The following is a 12928-nucleotide window of genomic DNA, read 5'->3' on the forward strand; positions in this document are numbered from 1 at the left end:
ATGTTGTGATTGCTCTATCTTATCTGTGTTTCAAGACTGAGATTCGGATGATTGGAGGTTTTGAATTTCGGTGAATGGTAACAACAAAGTGCTTTCAATTTTCTCACGCACACCGCGACTAACATAGCAATCGCTATTAAGGCAATCAATTAATAATTTATTGGCATCATTATACTTTTTCTTCATCTTAATCTGCTCTCCCTGCATTTTCAAATTTTGAAAGTCAAATCGCCAGTAAAGAGCGATATTACGCTCCTGAACAATCACAGATCTCATCTGATCAACAACTACTAGTCTTTCTCTATATTTCGCTTCATCACTACCATGCAGTTCAATTATTTGTTGTAGAAATGGTTGAAGTTTTTGGTGAAGTTGTGGAGACAGCAGGCTGATAAAATTGGCTTGTTTTACAAAGATAACTGCTGGAGAAAGAACATTTTGGGACTCGTCATCCCTTCTAACTTGTATATCAGTGTTCTGAAAGTCACTACAAGATGCCCAGTAAACGCAACCATCCAGCAAGTTATCAAGAAGAAGTTCACTATGAGCAATAGACTCTGCATCTGGGCATGGCACATCAAATAATCGATGGTCAATAAGTCTTCCAATTTCGAGGATGTTTTCATCCATAGCGATAGAAAGCAATCGATCAATGGAGTGAAGCTCCGCATCACCAAGTGCGAAATAGAAGGCGCGAATAGCTGGCAGTTTGTATGGTGCTGCCACTGAGTTAGCTTTTTGTGCAACCCAAGCTAAAAATTGTTGAAGCTTTTCATCTTTAGATGCGCTTGTATCAATCTTTTTCTTCATCATCAGGAGCAATTCATCTGCCTGCCGTATCATCCCTGCGGTTAACAAAAATACTTCTCTCCAACGTCGATCAAAAACATGATCAACTAATTTTGAATAGGCAGTTTTCTCTTTGATTTCCCTTGCAGCAAAATACTCTTGAAATGTGAGGTGCGAGAAAGAATAAATTCCTTTCGCTCGCTCTATTAATAAACCATGCTGCGCTTCAATTGAATTTAAAACCACTTCACTATCCAAGCGCAACATCTCCTCATTATCGGCAGCGTTTGGTAAGTTACGAATGAAACTTGCAATGTATGCCTCAATTGTCTTCTTCTTAAGAAAATACTCCTTCTTCTCGAAGGCTTTTAGTGCAATCTCACCCAGAAGATTCTGCTTAACATGTAAGGATAATTTCTTATAGACTTGCTTCCGTTCAATGTTGCGCTTGACATCCCATTTTTTCATCAAAACGTCTACGCCGTCTTGATAAAGTTCTGATCGATTCGCTGAAAAATCTCCTGAATCTTCAAATACTAAGCACAAAAGTGTTAACAAGAGTGGGCTGGTAGCGAGTTCCTGGATTGGTGGATGAGCTTTTAGCTGCTCAAGAAAGCGGTCTGCTTTCACCTCATCTTCTCTAGTCTGAAACCATCTATTAGTAAAATATGCAATCTGCTCATTATCAAAATCAGCCACTTCGATTTCTGTAAATTGCTCAAACGTATATTCACGGGCAGCAATTCGACAAGTCACAACAAATTGATTGCGATGGTAACGCTCTGAAAGCCTCTGAATCTGTCGCAGAACATGAGAAACATCAGTTTCTCGAACCTCATCCAAGCCATCAAGAAGAATCAGCGCATTTCCACGATCGAGCAATTCACGAATTGTCTCTGGCTCATCACATTCGAGATACAAACCAATATATTTAAGGAGATCAGGACGTTCTTCAATCTCAGCAAACTCTTTTAAGGTGATGAAGATTGGGACTTGCTGCGGTTGAAACCTTCCACCGATACACTGAATTGCCAGATGTTTGAGAAACGTAGTTTTGCCCGCCCCAGGCTTTCCTAAAATCATCAGTTTGCTATATTGCTCAACCGCTTTTAACCCCGGAATTGGTTTACCTTTCACTGCTCCCAAGCTAAACCTTTCTACGTTCTCGGCTGAGACAGTTTGCAACAGTTCTGATAGCTCTAACCGTCTGCGTCCAGTGATTTTCTCCAGGATGTTAACGTTCGTATAAATGTCATCCAAACCGATCGGTTGCGACATATCCAATACGCGCATCGTGCCACAACGCTTTTGCAAATGTGGTCTGATGTGATCGCGAAACTTCTGAACCATACCCATTGAAGTGTCGCTCATTCCATCTGGAGCAATCGATTGAGCAGCGATTCCTGTAATTTCTTCCCAATTTAAGCCAAGCTTCTCGCAAAGTTTGACGAAAATCCGTCGATCAACCTTTTCTCCTCGGCAAAACTTCTTTGACGTTGCTGGTTGACAAATATCGCCGCCCAATTCTTCTTGACTTAATTTTTGATGAGTCAGTGCATGAGCAATTTGCTCAACGCCCACGCAACACGCTTGCAGCGATCGACTTGCCATACTCTCTGACCAGCACAATGCCCAATTTTACCATCTCATTCAAAGTTATCCCCAAGTCAACCCAAACTCATCCAGGTGAGAACCCTTGTAGAGCCTGAACTTTAGCTTCATCTCCCTGATAGTAAGAGTGTCAATTACAGCCTGATGGTTATGCACAAATCGACACCTTCTCTCTTTCAACAGGTCTTCTTCACCGTCGTTGCATTCACGCTGCTATCCGGTGGTGGAGCGATTAGCCTCGCAAGTCAATCCGAACTCACTCCAGAACAATCTCGTATTCTCGAAACGCTTGATACCACCTGGAAGATTGGCATCGGCACAATTTTTGGGCTTCTTGGCAGTCAAACACCGACATTACTCAACCCAAAACTTGAGACAGATGGGGATGAAGCAGATGAATCACATTCTTAGTAGGGCTGTGTACCCTCCTCTCTAGAGGATCGACGGGCGCAAGAACGATGAGTTTTGCGTCCGATTTTTTATCTATGAACAAGAGACGAAGGGCGAATAGCGCTTAGTTTCCAGGAATTGGAGTCGAATTGTTAATCAGTTTGTGAGATGAGCCGCTACTCTAGCCGCACGATCAGGAGACAGGTTTGAGAGATTCTGAAATCCTGATCCGTTTTAGAAATAGAACTGTTGCGGCGATGGACAACAGCACAAATTAGTTAGAAAATCTGTATTCGAGCCTTGAATCCCATTACGGCGGCAGGTGTTAACGGATGAGACGGAAATCCCCTCCCTGCTTCGCGGCTACCGTGTACACACAAGTCGTAACTCGCTTCGTTTGAGTCGGCTTTAGCCCCCTAAATCCCCCAAAATGGGGGACTTTGAGCTCGGAGTTTTGGATCGAAGTCCCCCATTCATGGGGGATTTAGGGGGCAGAGGATTTCTGCGGTAACAGATCAATCAACTTGTGTGTACACGGTAGCTGCTTCGCGGAGGAAAGAGGGATGAGATGTTGCGGCAATGACAAATCGATGTCTTGAACAATGTGAAGCATTACTGAGTCCAGGACAAAAAGTGAGAACCTCTCTCATTACTTAACTCTCGCTCTCATCCTGACGCTTCTAGCCCGTTACGACCTCAGCCGATCGACGCGCTTGCACTTCCAGATAAACAAGCAGGGCATTCACATCAGCCGGATTCACGCCTCCAATTCGGGAGGCTTGCCCGATCGTCAGAGGGCGCACTTTAGACAGCTTTTCTCGCGCCTCCTTGGAAAGCGTTTCAATCTCGTTGTAATTTAGCGTTTCTGGAAGTTTGCGATTTTCTTGTCGGCTGATTTGTTCGATCTGATGTTGCTGGCGTTGAATATAGCCTGAATATTTGATATCAATTTCAGCGCCTTCTTTCTCAAACTCGTTTAAGTTCGCATTCCCTAAACCATAACGATGGAGATCAGCATAGTGAAACCCAGGACGACGCAAAAGATCGGCAAGCGTGATTGATCCTTTAATTGCTTGTTGTGTATTTTGTGCGATCGCTTTCCCGATTTCGTCATGTTCTTTGACTCGCGTTTCGTGCAATCGCTCTTTCTCTGCGGCGATGTTTTCTTGCTTTTGAGTAAACAATGCCCAGCGTCGATCGTCGATTAATCCTATTTCGCGCCCTAACGGGGTTAGGCGTTGATCGGCGTTGTCTGAGCGTAAGATCAATCGATACTCCGATCGGGAAGTCAACATCCGATAAGGCTCACGCAGATCCTTGGTGCAAAGATCATCGATCAGGGTTCCGATATAGCTCTGTTCACGCGGGAAGATCACCATTTCTTGATTGCGGCAGAATCGTGCGGCATTAATTCCAGCCACTAACCCTTGAGTCGCTGCCTCTTCATAACCCGTTGTGCCGTTGATTTGACCTGCACAAAATAGACCGTTGATCTTCTTCGTCATCAAAGTTGGGTAACACTGCGTTGCTGGAAGATAGTCATACTCCACTGCATAAGCAGGACGCAGCATCGCGCAGTTTTCTAAACCGGGGAGCGATCGCAGCATTTGCAGTTGAATTTTCTCAGGCAGTCCGGTTGAAAAGCCTTGAATATACAGTTCTGGAATGTCGCGTCCTTCTGGCTCGATAAAGATTTGATGGCTCTCTTTGTCGGCAAATCGCACGATCTTATCTTCAATACTGGGACAGTATCGAGGCCCCTTCGCATCCACCCAACCTCCATACACAGGTGATAGATGCAAATTCTCGCGGATAATCCGGTGAGTTTCGGCAGTGGTGCGCGTCAAATGACAATCCATCGGTTCGCGTTCGACCCAAACTTCTGGATCGAAGCTAAACCAGCGCACTTCTGGATCGCTCGGTTGGCGTTCTAGGACATCGAAGTTTACCGATCGGCGATCGACCCGCGCAGGTGTGCCTGTTTTTAACCGTCCGGTTTCAAAGCCGAAGCGATTCAGCGTCTCGGTTAAGCCGATCGCCGCAAACTCTCCCGCACGTCCCGCGTCCATCGACTTGTTGCCGACCCAAATCTTGCCGCCGAGAAACGTTCCGGTCGTCAGCACAACCGCTTTGCACTCAAACGCCACACCGAAGTAAGTCTCAACGCCGATCACTTCATCGTTTGCGTTCAATACCAGATCCGTCGCCATGCCTTCTCGGATCGTCAGATTTTCCTCATTCTCAACGATATTCTTCATCACGGAGGCATATTCGCGCTTGTCGGTTTGCGCTCGTAATGCCCACACCGCAGGGCCACGCGACGAATTGAGAATTCGCTTTTGCAGATACGTGCGATCGGCGATTTTGCCAATCTCGCCGCCGAGGGCATCTGCTTCATGGACAAGCTGAGATTTTGCCGGGCCGCCAACTGCTGGATTACAAGGTTGCCAAGCGATTTTGTCGAGATTCAAAGTGAGCAGCAATGTCCGACAGCCTAAGCGTGCAGTCGCAAGCGCCGCCTCGCAGCCCGCGTGTCCGGCTCCCACAACGACAACATCATACGCATCAAGAAACTCTACGCTCATAACTCTCTCGGACGATCGGTGCAATCTCTATTCTAGAGGGCAAGTTGAAACTCAAGCAGGATACCGGAAATCTTAGGGAAATCTAGAATTAGGCATAAAAATAAGATACCGTATAAGTACAAGCGTCCTATGAATATGATGGCTGACCTCTCTCCTCCTAAACAGAAGCTGTTAGATTGGCTCGAAGACCACATCGATCGCTATCACTCTGTACCGTCTTACGATGAAATGGCAGTCGCATTAGGCTACAAGTCAAAAGACACAATCCGCTACCATCTAGCGGATTTGAGAGATGCAGGCTACGTGGCTTGGAGAGAAGGAGCCGTAAAGTCACTGATCATTTGCAAGCCACGATCGCGCAACATTCCGATTCTGGGTGTAATTGCAGCAGGCGGACTGGTCGAAACTTTTGCAGAGTCAGAAATTGAAGAATATGTCGATGTTTCTACCTTGCCGCATTTCGCTGGAAAACGCCGGCAGCAGATGAGTCAGTATTTTGCGCTACGGGTTCGAGGAGACAGCATGATCGGAGCCGCGATCGCAGATAACGATGTGGTAATTCTGAGAAAAGAACCGGAACCCCGCACAATCAAAAACGGCGATATTGTCGCAGCCCGATTTGAAACACAAACGACCTTAAAGCATTTGTTTTGGAGCGGTGATCAGATCTTCTTGCAACCTGCAAATCCAAGCTATCCCGTCATTGAGAAACAAGCGGACGAAGTGACGATCGAAGGCGTATTCGTCGGCTTGGTACGCGGTTTGGTTTAACTGGAAATCACCTTCTGTTTAGCCCCCAGGGTAGAGATTCCCCTAATTTGAAACTGAAACAATAGAACCATCTGTCTCAAAGTGAATTCTATGACTTTCAGTTTCTTTGATTTAATCTGGGTATTCTTCATTTTTTCTTCACTGCAACCGCTATGGCAACGGCGGCAAACTGAAACGAGACGGTACAACACGCTCAAAGACATCGAACGTAAGCGCAATAGCCGTGTGATTCTGCTGGTGCATCGTCAAGAGTCGATTAGCCTGTTGGGAATTCCGCTCTCTCGCTACATCACGATCGAAGACTCTGAACAAATCCTGCGGGCAATTCGCCTCACGCCGGCGGATGTACCGATCGATCTGATTCTGCATACGCCCGGTGGACTGGTACTTGCAACCGAACAGATCGCACGCGCTCTGATTCGCCACCCTGCAAAAGTCACCGTGTACGTGCCGCACTATGCAATGAGCGGTGGAACGATGTTAGCGTTGGCAGCAGACGAAATTGTGATGGATGCTAATGCGGTGTTAGGCCCCGTTGATCCGCAGTTGGGCAACTTCCCCGCAGCCAGCGTTTTGAAAGTTGTAGAAGATAAGCCGATCGGAGACATCGACGATCAAACGTTAATCATGGCGGACTTGTCGCGCAAAGCGATCGCGCAAGTTCAGCGCTTTGTTCGTACCTTACTTAACGACACAGTTCCGAATCCAAAGATTGCGTCTGAGAAGGTAGAAGCGGTGATCGATGCGCTCACCACCGGAAGAGTTACACACGATTATCCGATTACCGTGGAAGAGGCTTCAGAGCTTGGATTGCCGATCACCGTCGGACTCGATCGCGAAATCTACGATCTGATGGAACTGTATCCGCAGCCTCAAGGCGGTCGCCCTTCGGTGCAATACATTCCGCTACCGTATGAGCGCCGTCCTTCCTTGCCAGAGCCGAAAGGAAGACCGCTCCCAGAAGCAGCACGGCTTCGCGATTAATCGAGCTGGCGTTAATCTCTGCCTTTCTTGAAGTGCCCTTGTGCGATCGCATCGGAATTGATGCGATCGCATTTTTTACCCAAACATTACTAGCTGCAAATTCAAGTGCTCACCTTAAACATTTGCACCGATTGTTCCAGTGATTTCGCAACGCTGACCGTTTCTCTGAGTGAACTTGAAACGTCAAGCGATGAACTTGAGGTATGTTTCGCCACTTGAGCGATCGTAGTCATCAACTGCGACACCGTATCTGAGGTACTTACCTGTGACACGGTTGCTTCCGAAATCGATTGCACAATCTGATCAATCTGTTGCGACACCTGCATAATCTGCTCTAAGCTCTGTTTCGCCGATTCCACGGAATGACTCCCCGTCAACACCTGAGCGGTACTCTTCTCCATCGCGTTTACCATCTCGACCGTTTCTTGCTGAATCGTCGTCACCAACTGCGAAATCTCATGCGTTGCCGCAGAAGCCCGACCCGCAAGAGCGCTCACTTCTTCTGCGATCGTGGCAAATCCCTGATGTTCCTCGGTACGGCTCGCTTCAATTCCAGCATTTACCGCCAACACATTCGTCTGCGTTTCGATCTGATTGATTAACAACACAGCTTTTGAGATTTGCTGAGCAGATTCTCCCAGCCGTTTCACCTTTTTCGCCGCTTCGCTAATCGATTGCTTTAGCTCGTCCATGCTCTCAGCCGTTTGATTCACGGCGAACTTACCCGCTTGTGCCGTCAGCGCTGCGGTATGACTCACTTCGGCAGCCTGCTTGGCGCGTTCTGCAACCGTGTGAATCGATCGCACCATCTGATCAAGACATCTCAGCGTCACTTGAGTTTCTTCCGCTTGCTTGAGCGCATCTTCAGACAGCGATCGCACCGCAACCTCATGCTGGCTCAACGAAGCATTGACTTCTAAAGCACTATGTTTGACTTGTTTCACAATGCGTTGGAGGCTTTCGACGATCGTATTAAAAAAGTCGGCCACGGTACCAATCTCTGCACCGCTCACGGTTGCCCGGACGGTTAAATCGCCGTGTGCCGCTTGTTCTGCTTGCTGCATCAGTTCGAGCAGTTGCGCTTGCAAAACTTCTCGCTGCGCTTGACGGTCTTGAGCTAGAGCGGCTTGGGCTTGCGCTGCTTCACGCTCAGCCGCTAACTTGACTTGCTCGATCGCGTATGCCAGATGCAAAGCAATTTGCATAAATAAACTGATCTCCGAGGGTTGCCACTGACGCGGCGCGCTGCATTGATGCACGACCAGCAATCCGATTAAGTTGCCTTCCACCACCATTGGCGCAACGATATTCGCTTTCACCTCGAAGGGTTCTAACTGTCCCCGGTAACATGGATCAAGATCCGCTTCAGCAATGTTTGGAATTGCATGAACCCGACCGGCGCGATACTTTTCGACATAGTGTTCTGCAAAACAAGGATCAGCAATTCTCGCGCCGAGCGCTGCTGGAAACTGCATTGCGACCGATTCAGCAATCACGCTGCCTTGCCAGTTCTCGTCAAAGAGGTAGACGATCGCACGATCGACATTCAGCAGATACCGAACCTCTTGAACTCCGGTTTGGACAATCTGATCAAAATCAATCGATTTGCGAATGTTGAAGGCGGCCTGATTAAGCTGCTGTAGCTGATCTACGTTTTTCGATTGTTCGCGCATCGAGTGTTCGATCGTTTCTGCCATGTGATCAATCACTTGACCAAACGCTGCAATCTCGTCGCTGCCTTTGACATTTAGTCGGGTGCTGAAATCGCCGTCTGAAAGTTTCCGCACCCGATTTTTCATCAGACTGATGCGACGAGTTAAAGCATTGGCAAGCAGGATGGCGATGAATCCAGAGGCGATCGCGGTTCCGCTACTCATGAGCAACACCCACAGGCGCGAAGGTTCCGAAATCTGCTCGGCAGGAGCGCTGAGAATAATGCGCCAGTTCAGCTCCGGTAGCTGCTCGATTGGGGCGATCGGGGCTTGAGTCAGAAACAAACGGCGCTGTGTTTGGTCGTTTGTCCAGAACTTACTTTGTAGAGTGCGTGAATCGGCAAAGCTGTTTAGGGCGCTTGAATTTGAGTTGGAAGCAATTACAAAGCGATTGGCACCATCAGCAATGCTATAGGACTGCGGCGCTATGGAAACGAGGTCTGCAAGGTTACGAGTGGGTAGAGTGGCTCGGACGATCGCAATAGTTTTTCCGGTCGTACTCTCTTGGATAGGTTGGCTGAAATACAGCACCGTCTGGTTTTCATTTTCGGTCGCAGCACTCACGCTCACTCGATTCGCTTTGAGTGCTGCCTGAAAGTAAGACTCTTGCGCTTGGTTAGGGATGATCTGCGGCTGAGTTTGCAGCAGAGCAGTTCCGTTTAGATCGAATATCACAATGTTGCTATAAGCGCTATAAGCCTGAGTTGCTCGATCGAGCGCAATGGCGCGATCGGCGGGAAGCAAGCTATCCCAAACTTTCGCATCATTCAGCATGGGAAGCGTTGCGATCGTGCTAATTTCTGCCTGTCGCTGCTTAATATAGTATCGGACGGCATCGCTCGTCATTCTGGCGCTGAGTTGCTGAAGCTCGATCGCTTGATTGACAGCATGATCGTTTAATCGATAGCTCACAACCCCCACCGCTAAAGTCGGCAGCATTCCAAGCGCGATCGCGATCGCAGCGACTTGATGTCTAAAGCTCAGGGGGCTAAAGCGGGATGACAGCGGGTTGGATGACTTTGAGGATTGGGCAGTTCCTTCTGCTGCATCAGCTGACGCAGCAGGAACAAAGCGCTGGAGCGAATCAATTTTGAACATAGTACAGGCATTCCTTAGAACGAATTCAGGAACAGAATCCACGCTGGGGTCTGAAGTGACGAATTGAATTCAGTATTTCTACGGTTTCCATTCGTTAGCAGAGATTGTGTCACTAATGCCTTACTCTGTCGAGAGTTTTTAGCGCATTCTTTTTCCAACTTCACTCTATAGACAATTTAGAAAAAAACTGTTATGCGACTTCGATCGTCTTGGGATCGCAGATTAAACAAACCCTGGATCTACCCTCACCCTAGCTCTCTCCTGCAGGAGGGGGAAACAGGAGTCTAGCTCCCTTCTCCCCAGCAGACCTGTTTCATTCTCCTCAAATGATTTTCTCATCTGCGTTCTAACCGATTTGCCCTCATTCCCAACCCTTCTCCCGCTACGGTGTATACACATCTCTTTCTCGCTGCGTTTGAGTCAGCTCCCTAAATCCCCCACTCGTGGGGGGCTTTGAAGTCAAAGCTTCGGATCGAAGTCCCCCAGAATGGGGGATTTAGGGGGCTGAGGCCGATGACAACGAAGTGAGAAGAAGATGTGTATACACCGTAGTCCGCCATGCGGTAGGGAGTGTCAAGTTTAGTGAGGCTTGTCTACTTAGCTTCACCCGGATCAAAGCATCTTATGGACTGAGTAAGATCAATTGCTGTGATTGCAGCGATCGTACCAACTCCAATGAAAGCGAAACTTCAGAGAGAATGTCTTTCACAGATCGCGTTTGATTGCCGTCGCAAGCCTTGAGAAATGCAAACTCATCCTCGGACAAGTTAATGATTTGGTAGTCGTAGTTAAACAAACAGCGACTTTCCCAACCATCCATACAAGGGCTCCGCTCAGGAATAGCATTCAACAGCGCTTCGTCGGAACTCCAGTCCGATCGCGGTAACTCTCCTTTACTCAGAAAGAATTCATAGTGAGTCACGGACTCTGGATCGAGCAGTTCAATCAAGCGGTATCGTTCTCGATCGCTCAGGTGTTCTGCCCGTTCTAATAATTCGGGATGATTGAACAATCGCGACGCTTCCCACTGACGCGGATTAGAAAAGCCCAGGAATTCTAAGCCCGAAGCATCAATCAACTCAAACAATGTATGAATGTTGTAATCGACTTCTTGCGGATGCACATACATATCGGCAAAACATTCATCTCGCGTGTTTTCCATCGACCAGCGCTCCTGCTCCCGGCGCACCAGACGATTATTCGGAGGCAACGACGCGAAAAGTTGTCGCCCGATCGCGACTCCTTCCCGGTAATTCGAGCGATCAGACTGCAACAGCGCGATCGCTTCTTGCATTAGTTGAATTTCATGTCGTCCCAATTCTGAATACACAAAGATGTGCATCAATCCACCGGGCGCAAGTTTGGCAGAGAGCGATCGAATCCCCCGAATCGGATCGGGTAAATGGTGCAGAACTCCAACGCAGTTGATTAAGTCAAACTGTCCTGACAATTGATCCGCATCGTAAAGGCTGAGGTGATGGAACTCGACACGATCGGCTCCCGATCGTTGACAGCGTTCTTGTGCAACCGACAAAGCTCCCGAACTCAGATCAATTCCAGTGACATGAGCCTGGGGATTTAAGTGAACGAGATATTCAGTCCCTACACCTGTTCCACAGCCTGCGTCTAAAATTCGGACATCTTGGCGAGTTGGTTTTTGTCCGGTGCAAAAACTGTAAGCAGCAAGCCAATTCCAGCGCCAGTTATATCCGGGCGGTGGCTCATCTAATAAAGGCTCTGGGGGAAAAGGATACGTATTATAAAGCGCAGCAACCGCAGCACTAATCGTTTGAGAGTCTGACATAGTTAGGAAAAATCACAGCAAGCCGATATAGATCTAGTCTCTCATTCGATGCGCCCCTGTGACGGGAAACCGTCCTGTTGCGAATCGATCGAGATTTGCCACAATGGACGTAAGCGGAACCGATCAGGCTACACAAAAAATCATGGATAACAATAATTGGATCACGCAGCTTCTGATGTTGGGTGTGGGGACAACTTCTCTGGTTACCGAAAGACTCAAACAAGTGGGTGATCAGTGGGTAAAAGACGGCAAGCTAGACCCTGAGCAAGCAAAGGGCTTTGTTGATGATTTGATGACTCAATTGAAAACCGAGCAGGGCGGATTTGAAGCTCAGATGCAGCGTCAGCTTCGCAATATGCTGATGGATCTCGGTGTACCGCGTCAAGCCGAGATGGATGAATTGCGGGGACGACTCGATCGCTTAGAACGCCAACTGCGCGATTTAGAAAATAAGCTCTGGAAATAGTGTCAGAATTAGAAAGCACATTCGAGAGGACTGATCGATGAGAGAGATTTTGATCAGTTTTGGTGTAATGGTGGTTTGCGTAGTGCTGCTGATTGTGGCACAAGTAACGGGTTCGCGGGACAGTGCGATCGCGGCAAACCTAACCGAAACCGAGACTGCTCCTGTTGTTCAAGTGGCTCAAGCTGCTGATCTTAAACCTATGACAACTCCTAACGCAGAGAATAAAGAAACGGTCACAACAGCTTCTGGACTGAAATACACCGAGGTTGTTGAAGGAACGGGCGCAACGCCCCAAGAAGGCCAAGTCGTAACGGTGCATTATACGGGCACGTTAACCGACGGTACGAAGTTTGATAGCTCTCGCGATCGGGGTCAGCCGTTTAAGTTCAAAATCGGCGTAGGTCAGGTGATCAAGGGCTGGGATGAAGGAGTCGGCACGATGAAAGTCGGCGGACGAAGAATGCTGGAGATTCCACCAGACTTAGGTTATGGCAGTCGCGGCATTGGCCCGATTCCACCGAATGCGACGCTGCTCTTTGATGTGGAATTGCTTAAGGTTGGCTAAGTCGCAATTTAGTGATTTTTCAGGCTCTTCAGTGTTAGTGCTGGAGGGCTTATTTTTATGGCGAAATGCTTGATGACACAGAGCCATCGAAGCGCTTTAATCGTTCGTCTTCACATCTGATGATGGTCAAATCTTTTAAGAAGTGTTAACTTA

Annotated in this window: 9 protein-coding genes; 5 read left to right on the forward strand and 4 right to left on the reverse strand. The window is 48.0% G+C overall.

Annotation, left to right across the window (positions count from 1 at the left end; all coding sequences use genetic code 11):
• Nucleotides 1-30 precede the first annotated feature (30 nt).
• Nucleotides 31-2400, reverse strand: a complete 2370-nt coding sequence (locus H6F51_25580; protein ID MBD1825847.1) for an NACHT domain-containing NTPase — start codon at nucleotides 2398-2400, stop codon at nucleotides 31-33.
• 150 nt (nucleotides 2401-2550) lie between these two features.
• On the opposite strand from H6F51_25580, the gene H6F51_25585 reads away from it, so the two are divergent.
• The gene (locus tag H6F51_25585; GenBank protein ID MBD1825848.1) at nucleotides 2551-2811 is read left to right on the forward strand and encodes a hypothetical protein; all 261 of its coding nucleotides are present in this window, start codon (nucleotides 2551-2553) and stop codon (nucleotides 2809-2811) included.
• 659 nt (nucleotides 2812-3470) lie between these two features.
• Here H6F51_25585 and mnmG read toward each other — a convergent pair.
• Nucleotides 3471-5375, reverse strand: coding sequence for a tRNA uridine-5-carboxymethylaminomethyl(34) synthesis enzyme MnmG (gene mnmG / locus H6F51_25590; protein MBD1825849.1), 1905 nt, complete (start codon nucleotides 5373-5375; stop codon nucleotides 3471-3473).
• Between the two features lie 129 nt (nucleotides 5376-5504).
• On the opposite strand from mnmG, the gene lexA reads away from it, so the two are divergent.
• Together lexA and H6F51_25600 are read left to right on the forward strand one after the other, a co-directional pair.
• Complete coding sequence (gene lexA / locus H6F51_25595; GenBank protein MBD1825850.1) at nucleotides 5505-6146, forward strand: repressor LexA; 642 nt, start codon at nucleotides 5505-5507, stop codon at nucleotides 6144-6146.
• Nucleotides 6147-6236: 90 nt separating this feature from the next.
• Nucleotides 6237-7130, forward strand: a complete 894-nt coding sequence (locus H6F51_25600; GenBank protein ID MBD1825851.1) for a hypothetical protein — start codon at nucleotides 6237-6239, stop codon at nucleotides 7128-7130.
• Between the two features lie 101 nt (nucleotides 7131-7231).
• On the opposite strand, the gene H6F51_25605 is transcribed toward H6F51_25600, so the two are convergent.
• Complete coding sequence (locus H6F51_25605) at nucleotides 7232-9940, reverse strand: GAF domain-containing protein (GenBank protein ID MBD1825852.1); 2709 nt, start codon at nucleotides 9938-9940, stop codon at nucleotides 7232-7234.
• Between the two features lie 622 nt (nucleotides 9941-10562).
• Nucleotides 10563-11744 (reverse strand): methyltransferase domain-containing protein, encoded by a 1182-nt coding sequence (locus H6F51_25610; GenBank protein MBD1825853.1) that lies wholly within the window; start codon nucleotides 11742-11744, stop codon nucleotides 10563-10565.
• 142 nt (nucleotides 11745-11886) lie between these two features.
• On the opposite strand from H6F51_25610, the gene H6F51_25615 reads away from it, so the two are divergent.
• On the forward strand, nucleotides 11887-12210 hold the full coding sequence (locus H6F51_25615; protein MBD1825854.1) for a phasin family protein: 324 nt from the start codon (nucleotides 11887-11889) through the stop codon (nucleotides 12208-12210).
• A 37-nt stretch (nucleotides 12211-12247) separates the two neighbouring features.
• A complete protein-coding gene (locus tag H6F51_25620) occupies nucleotides 12248-12775 on the forward strand; it encodes an FKBP-type peptidyl-prolyl cis-trans isomerase (GenBank protein ID MBD1825855.1) in 528 nt (175 codons plus the stop codon).
• The last annotated feature ends 153 nt before the right edge of the window (nucleotides 12776-12928 follow it).

The organism is Cyanobacteria bacterium FACHB-DQ100, assembly GCA_014695195.1.
Classification (GTDB): Bacteria; Cyanobacteriota; Cyanobacteriia; order Leptolyngbyales; family Leptolyngbyaceae; genus Leptolyngbya.